This window comes from Nonomuraea sp. NPDC050394, assembly GCF_044459065.1.
Classification (GTDB): domain Bacteria; phylum Actinomycetota; class Actinomycetes; order Streptosporangiales; family Streptosporangiaceae; genus Nonomuraea.
On record NZ_JBITIO010000021.1, the window covers coordinates 19,852 to 37,337 of the forward strand.

The window sequence follows — 17,486 nt, forward strand, 5'->3', positions numbered from 1 at the left end:
CGTGGCGGTCACCGACGCTGCGATCGACAAGATCAAGCAGATGATCCTCTCGGGCGAGCTCGCCCCCGGCGACCGGCTCCCCAAAGAGGCCGATCTCGCCGAACGGCTGGGCCTGTCCCGCAACTCGCTGCGCGAGGCCGTACGCGCGCTGGCGCTCATCAACGTCCTGGACGTACGGCAGGGCGACGGCACCTACGTCACCAGCCTGGAGCCCCGGCTCCTGCTGGACACCATGTCGTTCGTGCTCGACCTGCACCGCGACGACACCGTCATCCAGTTCTTCGAGGTACGCCGCATCCTGGAACCCGCCGCCACAGCCATGGCCGCGGTCCAGATGAGCGACGCCGACGTCGAGGAACTGGGCGAGGTACTCCGCTCGCTGCCCAAGGACCCCACGATCGAGGAACTGGTCGACAACGACCTGACCTTCCACCAGCGCATCGCCCGGGGTTCCGGCAACAACGTGCTGTGCTCGTTCATCGAGAGCCTGGCCGGCCCGACCCACCGCGCGCGCATCTGGCGCGGCCTCACCCAGGAGGGGGCGCTGGAGAAGACGATGGAGCAGCACACCGCCATCTACGACGCCATCGCCGCCCGCCAGCCGGATGTGGCACGTTCCTGGGCCACGGTCCACGTGGCCGGCGTCGAGGCGTGGCTGCGCAAGGCACTCGACTGAAGAATCGGGGGACGAGCGCCGGGTAGGTACGGTGCGTGGCCGACAAACTCGCGAAATATCGGAGTAAGCGGGACGCCAGCCGTACCCCCGAGCCCGTCCCCCGGCGACAACCCGAGCCGGGAGACGACCGCGCGTTCGTGATCCAGGAGCACCACGCGCGGTCACTGCACTGGGACCTGCGCCTGGAGCGCGACGGCGTGCTCGTCTCCTGGGCGGTCCCGAAGGGGCTGCCCGCCGACCCGCGGGTCAACCACCTGGCCGTGCACACCGAGGACCACCCGATGGAGTACCTCGGCTTCCACGGCGAGATCCCCACCGGCGAGTACGGCGCGGGCAGCATGACGATCTGGGACACCGGCACCTACGACACGGAGAAATGGTCGGAGCGCGAGGTCAAGGTGGTGCTGCACGGCGAGCGCGCCCAGGGCCGGTACGTGCTGTTCAGGACCGGCGGCAAGAACTGGATGATCCACCGCATGGACCCGCCGGCCGTGGACCCGCTGCCGCCGCTGGAGCCTATGCTGCCGGTCAGACGCGCCAAACTCCCCCGCGACCAGGACGCCTACGCCTTCGAGTTCGCCTGGGGCGGCCGCCGCGTGCTGGTCCACGTGGACGGCGGGCGCACCGACCTGGCCCGCGAGTTCCCCTGGCTGCGCCCGATGGCCGAGGCGTTCGGCAGCAGGAGCGCGGTCCTCGACGGCGAGATCGTCCGGCTGGGCGGCACGGAGATCCTGGTCTGCACCGATCTGCTCTACGACGACGGCCACTCCCTGGTGGCCGGGCCGTTCACCGAGCGCCGCGCGGCCCTGGACGCTCTGGACATCTCGGGCGCGCGCTGGCAGACCGCCCCATCCTGGCCCGCCCCGGCCCAGCCGATACGGCAGGCCGCCCGCGAACAGAGCCTGCCCGGAGTCGTCGGCAAGCGCCTGGACTCCCCCTACGAGCCGGGTCCCTCAAAATGGTGGGCGTTCATCCCCACATGACAGACATAATCGGCACGTGCACCTCACCAGCATCACGCCCGACCAGCGGCTCCTCGACCTCCAGCACGCCGCCTACGCCATCGAGGCCGAGATCATCGGCGACGACCGCATCCCGCCGCTCCACGAGGACCTCGCGGGCCTCCAGGGCGAGCCGCTCAGCTGGCTGGGCGCCTTCGACGACGAGGGAACGCTGACCGGAGCGGTCGCCTGGGAGGAGAGCGCCGGCCTGGTCGACATCAACCGGCTGGTCGTGGACCCCGGCGCGCTGCGGCAGGGCATCGGCCGCACGCTGGTCAAGGAGGTGCTGGCCCGAGCCGGCGGCCGCAAGGTGATCGTCTCCACCGGCCGGGACAACACGCCCGCGCGCACCCTGTACGAGCGCCTCGGGTTCACGAACACCGGTGACGCCGAGGTGATCCCGGGCCTGTGGATCACCTCATACGAGCTCTAGCTCCGCCCACAGTTCCTCCGGCACCGGCTCGGCCCACAGAGCGGCGTTGCGGCGTACCTCATCGGCCGAGCGGGCGCCGAGCACGACGGTCGCGACGGCCGGGTGCCGCGCCGGGAAGGCCATCGCGGCCTGGGGCAGCGTGACGCCGTGCCGCGCGCAGACAGCGGCCAGCCGTCGGGCCCGCTCCAGGAGCGGCGCGGCGGCCGGCCGGTAGTCGAAGGTGCCGCCGGGCTCGTCGGTGGCCAGCATGCCGCTGTTGAAGACGCCCGCGGCCAGCACCTTGACGCCCTTGGCCGCGCAGGCCTCCAGCAGCGGCAGGCCGGAGCGGTCGAGCAGGGTGTAGCGGCCGGCCAGCATGACCACGTCGATGTCGGTGTCGCGGACGAACCTGGCGGGCACCTGCCACTGGTTCATGCCGAGGCCGATGGCCTTGACCACGCCCTGGGCGCGCAGTTCCTCCAGCGCCGGGTACGCCTCGGCCAGCGCCTGGCCGGTGTGGGCGTCGGGGTCGTGGATCAGGGCCACGTCCACGTGGTCGAGGCCGAGCCGTACCAAGGACTCGTCGAGGGAACGGCGCACGCCGTCGCGCGAGAAGTCCCACACGCGGCGCTCGGCGGCGACGACGTCGAAGCCCTCGTCGTCCCTGGCCGGGTCGGCGGGCACCAGGCGGCGGCCGACCTTGGTGGACAGCACGTACCCGTCGCGTCCGGCCAGGGCGGCGCCCAGGCGGCGCTCGGACAGGCCCAGGCCGTAGTGGGGCGCGGTGTCGAACAGCCGCACGCCCGCCTCCCACGCGGCGTCGACCGTGGCGCGGGCCTGCTCGTCCGTGACGGCGGTGAACAGGTTGCCGAGCGGCGCGCCGCCAAGCCCGAAGTCAGGAAGTTTCATGTCATCTCCCAGACCAGGCGCAGGCCGCCGGAGTCCTTGTCGAAGTCGCCGTCGAGCAGCCTGTTCATCTTCGCCTGCCAGGCCCGGTCGGCGGGATGGTCCTTCATCGCCGCCTGGAACGCGGCGTAGTCCTCGACCTCGACCAGGTGGAACAGGTCAAGTCCCTCGCGCCAGATGCGCCAGGACCGCACGCCGTGCTCGCGCATCGCCGCCTCCAGCTCGGCCGGGATGGCCGCGTGCTCGCGGTCGTAAAGCTCCTCGGCGCCGGGTTTGAGCCGGGAGCGCAGCGCGAGCCGTTCCATCAGTCCTGAGCCTTTCCGCCGGCGATGCGGCTGATCATGAGTGCGATGAGGATGATCGCGCCGTAGACGACCGGCTGCCAGAAGCCGGAGACGCCCTTGAGCGTGAGGATGTTCTGCACCAGGCCGATCACCAGCACGCCGGTGAGCGCGCCGAGGATCGTGCCCTTGCCGCCGTCCATGCTGACGCCGCCGATGACGGCGGCGGCGAAGACCATGAAGATCCAGCCGACGCCCATGTTGCTGCCGATGGCGCCCAGCCGGCCCGTCTCCAGGATGCCCGCCAGCGCCGCCAGCATGCCGCCGGCGACGAAGACGCCGAACAGGACCCTGTGCACCCGGATGCCCGCGGCGCGGGCGGCGTCGGCGTTGCCGCCGATCGCGTACAGCGAACGGCCGACGCGGGTGTAGCCCAGGACGAAGATGCCCGCGGCGAACAGCACCCCGGCGATCCAGATCGCCGCCGGGAACCCCAGCCACGTGACGCTGCCCAGGTAGAGGATGGAGTCGGGCAGCTGGAAGAGCGTCTTGCCCTCGGTCGGGCCGAGCAGCAGGCCGTGCACGATGATCAGCATGGCCAGCGTGACGATGAACGCCGACAACTGGAACCTGATGATCAGGAATCCGTTGAAGGCCCCGATGGCCGCGCCCACGAGCAACGCCAGCGGGATCACCAGCGCGCCCGGCACCCCGAGCCCGAATCCGCCCGCCGCCGCGGGGATGACCAGCATCACCGCGATCGCCGGCGCGGTGCCGACCGTCGACTCCAGCGACAGGTCGAACTTCCCGGCGATCAGGATCATCGCCTCGGCCAGCACCAGCAGCGAGATCGAGGCCTGCTGCTGCAGGATGTTGCTGATGTTGCCGCCGGTCAGGAAGACCGGGTCGGTGAACGCGCCCACGACGAGCAGGAGCACGATCACCGGCACGAGGGTCAGGTCGCGGAAGCGGGCCAGCCGCGGCTTCGGCGCCCGAGCGGTCACAACGGTCACTCTTCGATGCCTTCCATGACGGCCACGAGCTCGTGGTCGGTCCAGCCGCGCGCCACGTCCTTGACGATCCTGCCGTGGAACATCACCAGCACCCGGTCGCAGATCCGCAGGTCGTCGAGCTCGTCGGAGACCAGCACCGCCCCCGCGCCCCGCTCGACCGCGTCCTCGACCGCGCCCAGCAGTGCCTGCCTGGACTTCACGTCGACCCCCGCGGTGGGGTTCATGACGACCAGCGCGGTGGGGTCGTCCACGAGTGCGCGGGCGAAGACGACCTTCTGCGCGTTCCCGCCCGACAGCTCGGCGACGGGTTGCTCGGGCCCGCCGGTCTTGATGTCGAGATCCCTGATCATCTGCTTCGCCCGGGTACGGCGCCGCCCTGGCGAGACCATGCCGAACCTGCCCAGCCTGCGCATGACCGGCATCGTGCTGTTCTCGCCCACCGACAGCTGGGGGACGAACCCTTCGTGGTGCCGGTCCTCCGGCACGCATCCGAGCCCGGCGGCCAGGAACGCGGGGACGTCGCCGGGCTTGGGCCGCCTGCCGTTGACCGTGATCCGGCCGGTGTCGGGCCTGCGCAGCCCGGCCAGCGTCTCGGCCAGGCCGATCTTGCCGCTGCTCGCCGAGCCGGCCAGGCCGACCACCTCTCCCGCGCGCACGCTCAGGCCGACGCCTTCGTAGCGTCCGCGCAGGGACAGGCCCGTCGCCTCCAGGACCACCAGGTCGCCGGGCGCACGCCGCCCGGTCCGGTGGGCGACGGCCGCGGCATCGCCGGTCATCGCCGAGACCAGTTCGTCGTGCGGCAGGTCGGCGACCGGCCTGGTCATGACGTGCCGGGCGTCGCGGAAGACGGTGACGCTCTGGCAGATCTCGTAGACCTCGTCGAGGTGGTGGGAGATGTACATCATCGTCACGCCCTGCTCGCGCAGCGTCCGCATGCGGGTGAACAGCCGCTCGATGGCCGGGCCGTCCAGGCGGGCGGTGGGTTCGTCGAGGATGATGAACGTGGCCCCGAACGACAGCGCGCGGGCGATCTCCACGAGCTGGCGCTGCTCGACGCCGAGGTCGCCGGCCAGCGCCTCGGCGTCGACGTCCACCTCGTAGGTGGCCAGCAGGTCGCGGGCCTTGGAGCGCAGTTCGCGCCACTTGACGTAGCGGCCCTGGCGGTTGAGGAAGAGGTTCTCCGCGACGGTCAAGGCAGGGATGATCGTGGACTTCTGGTAGACGCAGGCCACCCGCCGCCGCCAGGCGTCCCGGTCGGCGAGCGCGGGGGCGGCCTCGCCGGCGAACAGCACCTCGCCCTGGTCGGGGCGCTGGAGCCCGGTCAGGATCGACACGAGCGTGGACTTGCCCGCGCCGTTCCTGCCGACGAGCGCGTGGGTCTGGCCCGGGGCGATCTCGATGCCCGCGTTGTTCAGCGCGGTCGTGGGTCCGAAACGCTTCGTGATATTTCGGGCTTCAGCGTGAAATTTCATTACTTGACCTGGTTACCCCAAAGCTTCTGATCATCCACGTTCTCCTTGGTGACAAGCGGGGCGGGAAGCTGGTCCTCCAGGCCGTTCGGCAGCTCGATGATCGTGCTGTCGTGGTCGGTCGGTCCAGGCTTGAACGTCTTGCCCTCGGTCGCCGCCTTGGCGTAGAACAGCGCGTACTTGGCGTAGAGGTCGGCCGGCTGTGAGACCGTCGCGTCGATGTCGCCCTTGCGGATCGCCTCGAACTCCTGCGGGATGCCGTCGTTGGAGACGACGAAGACGTGCTTGGGGTCGTCCGGCGGGACGAGCAGGCCCTTGGTCTTCAGCACCTGCAGCGTCGGGGCCAGGTGGACGCCGCCCGCGTGCATGTAGATGCCCTTGACATCCGGATTCTGCTCCAGGCGGGTCTGCAGCATGGACGCGGCCTTGCTGCCCTCCCACTCCGTCGGCTCGCTGAATACCGTGATGCCGGGGAACTTGCTCTTCATGCACTCCGCGAACGCCTCGGAGCGGTCGCGGCCGTTGATCGAGCCGAGGGCGCCCTGGAGCTGGACGACCTTGCCCTTGCCGCCCAGCTTCCCGCCCAGGAACTCGCAGGCCTTGGTGCCGTACGCGCGGTTGTCTGCGCGTACCACCATGAAGACCTTGCCCTTGTCGGGGCGGGTGTCCACGGAGACGACCGGGATCTTCTTGTTCTCCAGTTGCTGGAGCGTGGTGGCGATGGCGCCGGTGTCCTGGGGGGCCATCACGATCGCCTTGGCGCCCTGGCCGGTCAGCGCCTGGACGTTGCTTACCAGCTTGGAGACGTCGTTCTGGGAGTTGGTCGGGTTCAGCTTGTCGACCTTGAGCTCGGTGGCCATCTGGTCGACGTACTTCATGTAGGAGTTCCAGAAGTCGGAGTCGGCCCGCGGGTGGTCGATGCCGACCTTGCCGCCGGCTCCGCCCGCGGCCGGGGCGCCGGTCGAGCCGCAGGCCGTAACGATCGTGAGAAGAGCCGCCGAGGCGACCACGGATCCGATCTTCATGTGCCAGAGATCCTGTTCGTTGGGGGGTGTTCCTTGGCTAGGTGGCCGGGCGCAACCTCAATCCGTGCATGCCGCCGTCGACCGCGAGCACCGTGCCCGTAGTCGCGGCGGCCTCGGGACCGGCCAGGTAGGCGATGGCCGCGGCGACCTCCTCGGCGCTGACCAGGCGGCCCATCGGCTGCCTGGCGTTGAGCGCGCGGCGCTCGGCCTCGGGGTCGTCGGCGGCGTCGAGCAGCCTGGCCACCCAGGGGGTGTCCGCGGTGCCCGGGTTGACGCAGTTGACGCGGATGCCCTCGCGGACGTGGTCGGCGGCCATCGCCAGCGTCAGCGACATGACCGCGCCCTTGGTGGCGCTGTAGAGCGCGCGGTTGGGCAGGCCAGCGGTGGCCGCGATCGAGCACGTGTTGACGATCGCGGCGTTCTCGCTCCTCCTGAGGTACGGCAGCGCCGCCCTGGCCACCCTGACCATGCCGAGGACGTTGACGTCGAAGACCTTCCGCCACTCCTCGTCAGGGTTGTCCTCGATGGTGCCCTGGGCCCCGATTCCGGCGTTGTTGATCAGGACGTCGATGCCGCCGAGCCAGTCGGCCGCTTCGGCGATGGCCGCGCGTACCTGGGCATCATCCGTCACATCCGCCTTTATCCCGATAAAGGGCTCGCCGGGCGGATTGATGTCCAGGCAGGCGACGGTCATCCCCTTCGCGGCCAGCGCGGTCGCCGCGGCCAGGCCGATGCCGGAGCCGCCGCCGGTGACGATGGCCTTGAGGCTCACTGGTCCCTCCATACTTCGCCGCCCGGATAGACGTGGGCGGCGATCGACTCGGGGTGCATCTCCGCGCTGAATCCCGGCATGGACGGCGCCACGTAGTTGCCGTTCTCGATCACGACGGGGTCGGCGAAGTGCTCGTGAAGGTGGTCCACGTACTCGATGACCCGGCCGTCCAGCGAGCCGCTCACCGCGACGTAGTCGAACATCGCCAGGTGCTGCACCAGCTCGCACAGCCCCACCCCGCCCGCGTGCGGGCAGACCGGCACCCCGAACTTGGCCGCGAGCAGCAGGATCGCGATGTTCTCGTTCACCCCGCCCACCCTGGCCGAGTCGAGCTGCAGGTAGGAGATGGCGCCGGCCTGAAGGAGTTGCTTGAAGACGATGCGGTTCTGCACGTGCTCGCCGGTGGCGACCGGGATCGGGCGGATGCCCTGGGCGATCGCCGCGTGGCCGAGCACGTCGTCGGGGCTGGTGGGCTCCTCGACCCAGTGGGGCGTGAACTCGCGCAGCTCGTTCACCCACGCGATGGCCGAGGCGACGTCCCAGCGCTGGTTGGCGTCGATGGCGATGGGGAAGTCGGGGCCGCAGACCTCGCGGGCGGTGCGGAAACGGCGGATGTCGTCTTCGAGGTCGGCGCCGACCTTGAGCTTGATCTGCTTGAAGCCCTGGTCGAGCGCCTCCTTGCAGAGGCGGCGGAGCTTGTCGTCGTCGTAGCCGAGCCAGCCGGGCGAGGTGGTGTAGGCGGGGTAGCCGTCGGCCTGCAGCTTGGCGGCGTGGGCAGAACGGGCCGGCTCCGCCTTCTTCAGGATCTGGAGGGCTTCGTCCGGGGTGAGGGCGTCGCTCAGGTAGCGGAAGTCGACCAGGTCCACGATCTCCTCGGGGGACATCTCGGACAACAGTCGCCAGAGCGGCTTGCCGTACCTCTTGGCCTTGAGGTCCCACAGCGCGTTGACGACGGCGGAGATCGCCATGTGCATGACGCCCTTCTCGGGCCCCAGCCACCGCAGCTGCGAGTCGTTGACCAGCTCCTTGTACAACGTCCCGAGGTCCTCGGCGTCCCTGCCGATCACGTACGGCTTCAGCGCGCCGATGGCCGCCGTCTGGACGTCGTTGCCCCGCCCGATCGTGAACGCGAACCCGTGCCCCTCGAACCCGTCATCGGTCTTGAGCACCACATAGGCGGCGGAGTAGTCCGGGTCCGGATTCATCGCGTCAGACCCATCCAGCTCCCGCGAGGTCGGGAAGCGGATGTCGTGGGTCTCCATCTCCACGATCCGGTACGGCGCCGCCGTCATGCCTGGCCCACCCTCTGGCGCTGGCGGCCGAGACCGGCGATCTCCAGCTCCATGACGTCACCGGCCCGCAGGTACGGCTGGCCGGGCAGCCCCAGCGCCACCCCGGCCGGAGTGCCCGTGTTGACCACGTCACCCGCCTCCAGCACCATGAACTGGCTCAGGTACCGCACGACCTCCGCCACGTCGAAGATCATGTTCTTGGTGTTGCCGTCCTGGCGCCGCTCGCCGTTGATCCACAGGCGCATGGCCAGGTTCTGCGGGTCGCCCACCTCGTCCGCGGTGACCAGCCAGGGGCCGAGCGGGTTGAACGTCTCACACGACTTGCCCTTGTCCCACTGGCCGCCGCGCTCCAGCTGGAACTCCCGCTCGGACACGTCATTGGAGATCGCGTAGCCGGCGATCACGTCGAGCGCGGCCTCGCGGCCGTCCAGGTAGCGCGCCGTCTTGCCGATGACCACGGCGAGCTCGACCTCCCAGTCGGTCTTGACGGACCCGCGCGGCACCAGCACCTCGTCGTCGGGGCCGACCACGGTGTTGGGCGCCTTCATGAAGACGACCGGCTCCTCCGGCTCCTGGGCGCCGGACTCGGCGGCGTGGTCGCGGTAGTTCAGCCCGATGCAGACGATCTTCCCGGGCCGGGCGACGGGCGCCCCGATCCGCAGGCCCTTCCCCTCGAACAGCGGCAGCCGGCCGCCGTCCAGCGCGTCGCGGACGCGCGCCACTCCCCCGGAAGCGAAGAAAGCCCCGTCGATCTCGGGCTCTCCTATGTCGCGCAGGTCACCGGCGGCGTCCATCACCACCGGGCGCTCCTGGCCGACAGGTCCAACTCGCAGCAGCTTCACACCGCATCCCTTAGCTATACATCGGATGTCTCGACCTCTGATGCTCGTACCAGGGTGAGGACCTGTCAAGTCGGCGGCTGCGTATACATCCGATCCGTGACCTCGGGATTTCTCGCGTTCGTGTGCAACCGGTTGCACTGTCGTGCACGGTGCGTCACTCGTGCCGCAGCCGCCCCTGATGCACCCGGAAACATCGGAGGTGGCCCGTTCTTGGGCTTGAGGCAGACCTCCTACCTTGCCGGGCGTTTCGGCGGGCCGTACCCGATGAGGGTGGGTTGACGTGGCGGGCGTCGCGTAATAGAACACGTTTCAGTGCGGTGACTGACCAAGCGCTAGATCAAAGGGGTGGAGCGGGTGCTCATTGACCTCGTTGACCAGGACCGGTACGCCGATTCTGGACCGCCACACGAGCAGCTCCGGTGGCTGCGTGAACATGATCCCGTTCACTGGCATCCCGGCGAACCCGGCTTCTGGGCGGTCACCCGGTACGACGACGTCGTGCACGTCTCGCGGCACTCCGAGTTGTTCTCCTCCTCGCGGCGGCTGGCGCTGTTCAACGAGATGCCGGAAGAGCAGCGGGCCATGCAGCGCCTGATGATGCTCAACCAGGACCCGCCCGAGCACACGCGGCGCCGTTCGCTGGTCAACCGGGGATTCACGCCGCGTACCATGAACGCCCTCGAACCCCACATCCGCGACATCTGCGACGACCTCCTCGACAAGTGCTCCGGCGAGGTCGACTTCGTCACCGAGCTCGCCGCGCCCCTGCCCCTGTACGTGATCTGCGAGCTGCTCGGCGCGCCGGTGGCCGACCGGGACAAGGTGTTCACCTGGTCCAACAAGATGATCGGCGCCCAGGACCCCGACTACGCCGCCTCCCCCGAGGAGGGCGGCGCGGCGGCCATGGAGGTCTACGCCTACGCCAACCAGCTCGCCGCCCAGCGCCGCGGCGCGCCGCGCAACGACATCGTCACCAAGCTCATCCAGCCCGACGAGAACGGCGAGACGCTCGACGAGAACGAGTTCGACCTGTTCGTGTTGTTGCTGGTGGTGGCCGGGAACGAGACCACACGCAACGCGGCGTCCGGCGGCATGCTCGCCCTCTTCGACCACCCGGAACAGTGGTCCCGCCTGGTGGCCGACCCCGCGCTGTCCCGCACCGCCGCCGACGAGATCGTGCGCTGGGTCTCGCCCGTGAACCTCTTCCGCCGCACGGCCACCGCGGATGTGCTGCTGTCCGGGCAGCAGATCCGCGAGGACGACAAGGTCGTCGTGTTCTATTCGTCGGCCAACCGGGACTCTTCGGCGTTCGCGCAGCCCCACACCTTCGACATCGGGCGCGACCCCAATCCGCACATCGGATTCGGGGGCGGCGGGGCGCACTTCTGCCTGGGGAACCATCTGGCGAAGCTGGAGCTGCGGGTGCTGTTCGAGCAACTGGCGGTGCGGTTTCCGCGGCTGCGGCGGACGGGGGAGGTGCGGCGCTTGCGCTCGAACTTCATCAACGGCATCAAGGAACTCCCCGTACGACTCAACTAGCGCTCCTTCACCTCGCCCCGAAGGGCCCTCCCCGCGCCCCCATCCCGCTTTCGCAAAGGCGCCCCTACCCCGCCCACGCCCCTGCAGCGAGCCCCGGACCCGCCTCGCAGAGGCGCGCCCATCCCACCTCACAGAGACACGCCCCACACCGCCACTTGGCCGACCTCAACGCGCCCATCCACCGCACGCGGCGCCCGAGCGGCGAAACCACCTCGGGGGTGCCGTGCCGCCCTCCGGGTCGCGACAGCGGGTTCCTCAGCGTCGGGGATCGTCCGGCATGGTGGCCGAGTCTCACTGCCTTAGGCGAAACCGTGCCGGATCCGACCGTGGGGCTGTGGAAACCCGCTCGCCCTCCACAGAACCCCGTTCGCCCCCACCACACCCGGCCCCCACAAGCCACCCTGAACCCGTGACCGACACCCTCACCACGGGTTCCCTCCTCAACCGCACCCGCCTGCTCACCCAGCTGGTCCCAAGCGCAGTGGCCTGCCGCCGCACTGCCGCGCACGTCTGGGGCCTGCAAGCCATGCCCGACGGCACACGCGAGCAGGACTGGCCGGTAGAACTGGCCATCCCGATCCACGTGGACATCCCCGGCTGTCAGTCGTACGAGCTGTCGCTCCCGCCGGCCGACACCACCACCATCAAGGGCATCCGCCTGACCACCCCGGAACGCACCGCCCTGGACTGCGCCCGAACCCTCCCCAGAATCGACGGCATCACCATCGTCGACCAGTTTCTGAGGCGAGGCGTGAACATCGCCGACCTCCGCACCCAGGCGACCGCCTTCATCCACCTGCTGGAAACCCTGAGCATGGCCGACAGCGGAGCCGCGTCCCCCAGAGAAAGCCGCCTGAGAGTGGCCTTCGTCGAGGCCGGCCTCCCCCGCCCCACCACCCAGATACCCGTGATCCTCCCCGGCTCCCGCCACGCCTACCTGGACCTCGGCTGGCCCGACTACCACCTGGCAGTCGAATACGACGGCCGCGACCACCATTCGTCCCCCGAAGACCGCACCAGAGACGCCACCCGCCGAGCAAGCTTGGAATCCCTGGGCTGGCGCATCATCCCCGTCCGCCGCGACGTGGTCCCCGTCCGCATGGGCGACCTCCTGGAGCAGGTGGCCAACTCCCTCATCGAACGCGGCTGGCGTCCCCACCCCGACGAGACCACCCGCATCCTGTCCCACATCCGCACCGCCCGCCGCCACCCCAACGGCCCCCGCCCCCGCCTCCGCCGGAAACCGTGATGCCCCAGCCCCCCGTTTCCGCCTCAGACCGTGACCACGCGCCTCCACCACCACCGCAAACCCCCGACGCTCCGGACCTCCACAGGCAGGGTCTTTCACATGGGCGCGCTTCGCGCGTTCGGGATGTCAGGCGTTTCTCCAGTCGAGCTGAAAGTCCGCCCTCCGGTCGGGCGTTCTTCTGGGGCCCCACTCGTTGCCCGGCTGGGTGGTTGGGCCGTTGAAGCCCGCCCTGGTCAAGGGTCCTCGCTTCGCTCGGGCGCTTAACAGTGCGCCTGCGGCGCGTAGCTCGCGCGCTTGAGTGACCTGGAGGACCCGGCCTACCTGTGGCCCGCCATCAAGCGAGGGCAACACCGTCACCGGCTCGACAGCGAGCCCGCGGCCGCCCAGCCGACCAGATCAGGGGTCGTTCGACCCGTGACAGACGTTGATCGAAAAGACGGAAAGCCAAACCGGTACCGCTCGCCAGGCCGGGCTTCGCACGGACGCTCAAGGTGAGCCGGCACGTGCTGCACAAGTACCTGCCGGAGTCGGGCGTGTCATGAGGATGGCCAAGAGATAATCGAAGGGGAACCATACGGGAGGCGAACATGGGGACGATTCAGGCGGTACCGGGGTTCGACCGGCTGACCGTCGAGCCAGGCAAGATGGGTGGCCAGCCCTGCATTCGCGGCTACCGCTTTACCGCCGAGCACCTGGTTGAGCTGCACGTCAACGGCTGGACCGATGAGCAGATCATCGCAGAGTACCCGTTCATCGAGCCGGAGGACATTCAGCAGGCACTACGGTTCGCCCTGTCTCTCATGCAGCGCGAGTTCTACCTGCCGATGGCGGAGTCCGCGTGAGGCGGCTCCTCGACCAGAACGTCCAGCAGATGCTGCTGGGTTTGTTGAAGGGCGCAGGGATCGACGCGATGCACACCGACGCGCTTGGCATGGCCAGATGGGGCGATGAAGAGATCTTCGCGTGGTGCTGCGCGGAAGGCCGGGTGCTGGTGACGTCGGACAAGCGGTTGACCAAGTACTTGGCGGTGTCGCGAGCCACCTGCCCTTCTGTGATTGTCCTGCGGGATTTCCGCACCCTCACCAGCAAGCAGGTGGCGAGATAGTCATCCCTAACCTGCCTGCCATCGGTGAGGCGATCGACAAGCACGGCAACACGGTGTTCACCGTCTCCCCTGACAAGCCGATACGCGGGGCGATTCTGCCGCTCGGACTCCAGGCCAGCTGACTGGATCTCAGTCACCCCTTGCGGGGCCACTTGTTGGTTGGCCTTACCGTGGGTAGCCCTCCGTGCTCGGCGATCTCTTCGGTGAACATGCGCCGCACACGGATGATCTCCTCTCAACCGGGACCTGTGAGCGCATACGCGTCAACCGGGGAGAGCAGGCCGGCTGTCGGGTCAATCAGTGGCGCTTCCAGCTCTGTCACTTCTTCGTGCCATTCCTGATCGCCTGCGTTGGAGCCGTCCGCCGCGGGCCTGAGTCCGGATGATGACAGATGCTGGAAGGCGGTCCCGAAGTTTTGATCATGTGATGTCGCCCGCCACCCCGCGTCCCCATCTGCGCAAACACCCCTACAAGCGCGCCAGCCACCGCGCCGAAGGCGCACGATCAATGAGCCGAGCGCAGCGAGGACCGACACGGGGTCGGGCGCCAGCCCGACTGGAAGCACACGCGAAGCGGAGCACCACTGGCCAGGGCGGGATCCAACTGCCCGACCACCCAACCGGGCAACGGGCGGCCCCAGAAGACAGCCCGGCCGAAGGGATGCCCGTTGGTTACGGCCAGGAGGAGTCCTGGTCGGGGTCGCCGCCGTTGGACAGGAGGCGGATGTCGGATTCGACCATCATGGCGACCAGGTCGTCGAAGGAGACGGTGGGTTCCCAGCCGAGCTGTACCCGGGCCTTTTTCGGGTCGGCGCACAGCAGGTCCACCTCGGCGGGGCGGTGGAGGGTCTGGTCGCGGATGACGTACTGCTCCCAGTCCAGGCCGGCGGCGGTGAAGGCGGCCTCGACCAGTTCGCGTACCGACTTCATCCGGCCTGTGCCGATCACGTAGTCCTCTGGGGCGGCGGCCTGGAGCATGAGGTGCATGGCGCGGACGTAGTCGCCGGCGAAGCCCCAGTCGCGGCGGGCCTCCAGGTTGCCCAGCCGCAGCTCGGAGGCCAGGCCCAGTTTGATGCGGGCCACCCCCAGGGTGACCTTTCTGGTGACGAACTCGGCGCCCCGGCGCGGGGACTCGTGGTTGAACAGGATGCCGGAGACGGCGTACATGCCGTAGGACTCGCGGTAGTTCTGGGTGAGGAAGTGCCCGTAGGCCTTGGCCACGCCGTACGGCGAGCGGGGGTGGAAGCCGGTGCGCTCGGTCTGGGGCGTCTCGGTGACCTGGCCGAACATTTCGGAGGACGAAGCCTGATAAAAGCGCATCTGCCCGGAGCGGGTGCTTGAACCTCGGGAAATACCTGAACACACGCGGATGGCCTCCAGCATGCGCAGCACGCCCATGCCGGTGACCTCGGCGGTCAGCTCGGCCTGCTCCCAGGACATGGGCACGAAGGAGATGGCGCCCAGATTGTAGACCTCGTCGGGCTGAACGCGTTCCACCGCCGAGATCAGCGATCCCTGGTCGAGCAGATCGCCCCGCACCACCTGGACGTCCGCGAGGAGCTTACGCATGCGCGACACCCGCGGGTTGGCCTGACCTCGGGCCAGACCCCAGACCTCGTACCCCTGGGCGAGCAGGTGCTCCGCCAGATAGGAACCGTCTTGGCCGGTGATGCCGGTGATCAGAGCGCGCCTGGCCAACGGGTCCTCCAACTATCGCAACCACGTCCGTTGGGACGGGAATGTACAGCTACGCGTCTCGAACGGCACCAAGCCAGCTAGAACAGGTTCCACCGAACTACGTTCGGTCACGCCAACGTCGCAGTTCGCGAGGGCTGCGAGCCGGGGTAGGAACAATTCCAGCTGACCTACCGAATGGTAGCCTTTTCCAACTAAGGTCATCTTTCACGGTACACGCCCGTCTCAGGTGTCTACCGGCGGAGAAAGGGGTGTCCGTGAATGACACGCTGCGGATCGCGCTGTTGTCCTACCGCAGCAAGCCGACCTGTGGCGGTCAAGGTGTCTACCTTCGGCACCTGAGCCGCGAACTCGTCGCCCTCGGACACCATGTCGAGGTCTTCTCCGGCCAGCCGTACCCCGAGCTCGATGAGGGTGTGATCCTCAACAAGGTCCCGAGCCTCGACCTCTACCGCGACGAAGACCCGTTCCGGACCCCCAAACTGCACGAATACCGCGACTGGATCGACTGGCTCGAAGTCGGGACCATGTGGACCGCGGGCTTCCCCGAACCGCTGACCTTCACGTTGCGCGCCTACCGCGAGCTGAAGAAGCGCGTAGGCGACTTCGACGTCGTCCAGGACAACCAGACGCTCGGGTACGGCCTGCTCGGCATCCAGAAGCTCTTCCCGGTCGTCGGCACCATCCACCACCCGATCAGCGTGGATCGCCGCATCGAACTGGAGGCGGCCAAGGGCGGCAAGAAGCTGAGCATGCGCCGCTGGTACGGGTTCGTGAAGATGCAGGCCAAGGTCGCACCGCGACTGAGCCCGATCCTGACGGTGAGCGAGTCGAGCCTGGCCGACATCCACCGCGACTTCAACGTCCCGCAGGCCAACATGCGCCTGATCCCCCTCGGCGTCGACACCCGATATTTCCACCCGAGGCCCGAAAAACCCCGGAAAAAGGGTTCGATCGTCGCCGTAGCCAGCGCCGACTCGCCCATGAAGGGCGTGTCCACCCTGCTCCGAGCCGTGGCCAAGCTGGCGACCGAACGCGACGTCACCCTGACCGTCGTCAGCAAGCCCACGCCCGGCGGCCCCACCGAGCAGCTCGTGCAGGAGCTCAGCCTCCAGGACCGCGTCACGTTCGTGCACGGCATCTCCGACGACGAGCTGGGCGAGCTGATCGCCACCTCGGAGATCTCGGTCGTCCCCTCGCTGTACGAGGGCTTCTCGCTGCCGGCCGTGGAGCACATGGCCTGCGCGACGCCGCTGGTGGCCAGCCGTACCGGAGCATTGCCAGAGGTCGTGGGCGACGCGGCCATCCAGGTGGCGCCCGGTGACCCGGAGGAGCTGGCCTCGGTGCTGCGCCGCCTGCACGACTCCCCCGAGGAGCGCGAGGCGGTGGGCAGGCGCGGTTACGACCGCGTCATGGAGCGCTACACGTGGCACGTCGTCGCCAAGCGGACCGTCGAGGCCTACCGAGAGGCCATCCAGAACAGAGGAGCACGCTGACTTGCTGACCGTCGACTTCGCCAAGCTGCCCGTCGGCCCCGGAGTACGGGTTCTCGATCTCGGCTGCGGCGGCGGCCGGCACGCCTTCGAGGTGCTGCGCAGGGGCGCCGACGTGGTCGCCTTCGACATGGACCAGGCCGAGCTCGACAACGTGGCCGCCATGTTCGTGGCGATGGACAAGGCCGGCGAGGTGCCGGTCGGTGCCGGCGGCGAGACCGTGCGGGGCACCGCGCTGGACATGCCGTTCGAGGAGGCCAGCTTCGACCGGGTGATCGCGGCCGAGGTGCTGGAGCACATCCCGGACGACATGAGCGCGATGGCGGAGATCTTCCGGGTGCTCAAGCCCGGCGGCACGGCGGCCATCACGGTGCCGAGCTTCCTGCCCGAGCGGATCTGCTGGGCGCTGGACGAGGACTACCACACGGCGCCCGGCGGACATGTCCGGATCTACACCCTGGCCGAGCTGAGCGCCAAGCTGAAGTCCACCGGGTTCGAGATCGGACCCCATCACCATGCCCACGGGCTGCACGCGCCGTACTGGTGGATCAAGTGCGCCGTCGGCGTCAACAACGACGAGCACCCTCTCGCGAAGGCCTACCACGAGCTGCTCGTATGGGACATCATGAAGCGCCCCGCCGCCACCCGCGTCGCCGAGGCCCTGCTCAACCCGCTGATCGGCAAGAGCGTCGTCCTCTACGTGCGGAAGCCCTGAGC

18 protein-coding genes are annotated in these 17,486 nt (G+C 68.9%); 9 read left to right on the forward strand and 9 right to left on the reverse strand.

What is annotated here, in order from left to right; genetic code table 11:
• Position 1 precedes the first annotated feature (1 nt).
• From ACIBKY_RS48385 to ACIBKY_RS48395, 3 genes are read left to right on the forward strand one after another with little or no spacing between them, the layout of a single operon-like run.
• Positions 2–676 (forward strand): FadR/GntR family transcriptional regulator, encoded by a 675-nt coding sequence (locus ACIBKY_RS48385; RefSeq protein ID WP_397108276.1) that lies wholly within the window; start codon positions 2–4, stop codon positions 674–676.
• A 35-nt stretch (positions 677–711) separates the two neighbouring features.
• Positions 712–1,659, forward strand: a complete 948-nt coding sequence (locus tag ACIBKY_RS48390; protein WP_397108278.1) for a DNA polymerase ligase N-terminal domain-containing protein — start codon at positions 712–714, stop codon at positions 1,657–1,659.
• 16 nt (positions 1,660–1,675) lie between these two features.
• Complete coding sequence (locus ACIBKY_RS48395; protein ID WP_397108280.1) at positions 1,676–2,110, forward strand: GNAT family N-acetyltransferase; 435 nt, start codon at positions 1,676–1,678, stop codon at positions 2,108–2,110.
• On the opposite strand, the gene ACIBKY_RS48400 is transcribed toward ACIBKY_RS48395, so the two are convergent.
• The 8 genes from ACIBKY_RS48400 to ACIBKY_RS48435 are packed head-to-tail and all read right to left on the reverse strand — an operon-like array spanning position 2,096 to position 9,689.
• Positions 2,096–2,998, reverse strand: coding sequence for an aldo/keto reductase (locus ACIBKY_RS48400; protein WP_397108282.1), 903 nt, complete (start codon positions 2,996–2,998; stop codon positions 2,096–2,098). The genes ACIBKY_RS48395 and ACIBKY_RS48400 overlap by 15 nt on opposite strands.
• On the reverse strand, positions 2,995–3,300 hold the full coding sequence (locus ACIBKY_RS48405; protein WP_397108284.1) for an L-rhamnose mutarotase: 306 nt from the start codon (positions 3,298–3,300) through the stop codon (positions 2,995–2,997). The genes ACIBKY_RS48400 and ACIBKY_RS48405 overlap by 4 nt, the downstream gene beginning before the upstream one ends.
• Positions 3,300–4,280: an ABC transporter permease gene (locus ACIBKY_RS48410; protein ID WP_397108286.1), complete on the reverse strand. Its 981-nt coding sequence runs from the start codon at positions 4,278–4,280 to the stop codon at positions 3,300–3,302. Before ACIBKY_RS48410 ends, ACIBKY_RS48405 begins: the two co-directional genes overlap by 1 nt.
• Before the next feature lie 5 nt (positions 4,281–4,285).
• Positions 4,286–5,761, reverse strand: a complete 1,476-nt coding sequence (locus ACIBKY_RS48415) for a sugar ABC transporter ATP-binding protein (protein ID WP_397108288.1) — start codon at positions 5,759–5,761, stop codon at positions 4,286–4,288.
• Positions 5,761–6,783, reverse strand: a complete 1,023-nt coding sequence (locus ACIBKY_RS48420; protein WP_397108290.1) for a sugar ABC transporter substrate-binding protein — start codon at positions 6,781–6,783, stop codon at positions 5,761–5,763. The genes ACIBKY_RS48415 and ACIBKY_RS48420 overlap by 1 nt, the downstream gene beginning before the upstream one ends.
• A gap of 37 nt (positions 6,784–6,820) precedes the next feature.
• The gene (locus ACIBKY_RS48425) at positions 6,821–7,555 is read right to left on the reverse strand and encodes an SDR family NAD(P)-dependent oxidoreductase (RefSeq protein ID WP_397108292.1); all 735 of its coding nucleotides are present in this window, start codon (positions 7,553–7,555) and stop codon (positions 6,821–6,823) included.
• Positions 7,552–8,847 (reverse strand): L-fuconate dehydratase, encoded by a 1,296-nt coding sequence (locus ACIBKY_RS48430; protein ID WP_397108294.1) that lies wholly within the window; start codon positions 8,845–8,847, stop codon positions 7,552–7,554. Before ACIBKY_RS48430 ends, ACIBKY_RS48425 begins: the two co-directional genes overlap by 4 nt.
• Positions 8,844–9,689 (reverse strand): fumarylacetoacetate hydrolase family protein, encoded by an 846-nt coding sequence (locus ACIBKY_RS48435; protein ID WP_397108296.1) that lies wholly within the window; start codon positions 9,687–9,689, stop codon positions 8,844–8,846. The genes ACIBKY_RS48430 and ACIBKY_RS48435 overlap by 4 nt, the downstream gene beginning before the upstream one ends.
• 354 nt (positions 9,690–10,043) lie before the next feature.
• On the opposite strand from ACIBKY_RS48435, the gene ACIBKY_RS48440 reads away from it, so the two are divergent.
• The 4 genes from ACIBKY_RS48440 (at position 10,044) to ACIBKY_RS48455 (ending at position 13,582) form a co-directional block, all read left to right on the forward strand.
• On the forward strand, positions 10,044–11,228 hold the full coding sequence (locus tag ACIBKY_RS48440; protein ID WP_397108298.1) for a cytochrome P450: 1,185 nt from the start codon (positions 10,044–10,046) through the stop codon (positions 11,226–11,228).
• Between the two features lie 409 nt (positions 11,229–11,637).
• Positions 11,638–12,477 (forward strand): DUF559 domain-containing protein, encoded by an 840-nt coding sequence (locus tag ACIBKY_RS48445; RefSeq protein ID WP_397108300.1) that lies wholly within the window; start codon positions 11,638–11,640, stop codon positions 12,475–12,477.
• A 587-nt stretch (positions 12,478–13,064) separates the two neighbouring features.
• A complete protein-coding gene (locus tag ACIBKY_RS48450; protein ID WP_397108302.1) occupies positions 13,065–13,319 on the forward strand; it encodes a DUF433 domain-containing protein in 255 nt (84 codons plus the stop codon).
• The gene (locus tag ACIBKY_RS48455; RefSeq protein WP_397108304.1) at positions 13,316–13,582 is read left to right on the forward strand and encodes a DUF5615 family PIN-like protein; all 267 of its coding nucleotides are present in this window, start codon (positions 13,316–13,318) and stop codon (positions 13,580–13,582) included. Before ACIBKY_RS48450 ends, ACIBKY_RS48455 begins: the two co-directional genes overlap by 4 nt.
• Positions 13,583–14,253: 671 nt before the next feature.
• On the opposite strand, the gene ACIBKY_RS48460 is transcribed toward ACIBKY_RS48455, so the two are convergent.
• Positions 14,254–15,279 (reverse strand): GDP-mannose 4,6-dehydratase, encoded by a 1,026-nt coding sequence (locus ACIBKY_RS48460; RefSeq protein ID WP_397108306.1) that lies wholly within the window; start codon positions 15,277–15,279, stop codon positions 14,254–14,256.
• A 248-nt stretch (positions 15,280–15,527) separates the two neighbouring features.
• Here ACIBKY_RS48460 and ACIBKY_RS48465 point away from each other — a divergent pair, with 248 nt between their 5' ends.
• Positions 15,528–16,772, forward strand: coding sequence for a glycosyltransferase family 4 protein (locus tag ACIBKY_RS48465; protein ID WP_397108308.1), 1,245 nt, complete (start codon positions 15,528–15,530; stop codon positions 16,770–16,772).
• Between the two features lies 1 nt (position 16,773).
• The gene (locus ACIBKY_RS48470; RefSeq protein ID WP_397108310.1) at positions 16,774–17,484 is read left to right on the forward strand and encodes a class I SAM-dependent methyltransferase; all 711 of its coding nucleotides are present in this window, start codon (positions 16,774–16,776) and stop codon (positions 17,482–17,484) included.
• Positions 17,485–17,486 lie beyond the last annotated feature (2 nt).

Bases quoted from the DNA above. Each gene is read 5' to 3' on its own strand.
- ACIBKY_RS48400 (WP_397108282.1), bottom strand. From the start codon at position 2,998: ATGAAACTTCCTGACTTCGGGCTTGGCGGCGCGCCGCTCGGCAACCTG.
- ACIBKY_RS48405 (WP_397108284.1), bottom strand. From the start codon at position 3,300: ATGGAACGGCTCGCGCTGCGCTCCCGGCTCAAACCCGGCGCCGAGGAG.
- ACIBKY_RS48415 (WP_397108288.1), bottom strand. From the start codon at position 5,761: ATGAAATTTCACGCTGAAGCCCGAAATATCACGAAGCGTTTCGGACCC.
- ACIBKY_RS48420 (WP_397108290.1), bottom strand. From the start codon at position 6,783: ATGAAGATCGGATCCGTGGTCGCCTCGGCGGCTCTTCTCACGATCGTT.
- ACIBKY_RS48430 (WP_397108294.1), bottom strand. From the start codon at position 8,847: ATGACGGCGGCGCCGTACCGGATCGTGGAGATGGAGACCCACGACATC.
- ACIBKY_RS48450 (WP_397108302.1), top strand. From the start codon at position 13,065: ATGGGGACGATTCAGGCGGTACCGGGGTTCGACCGGCTGACCGTCGAG.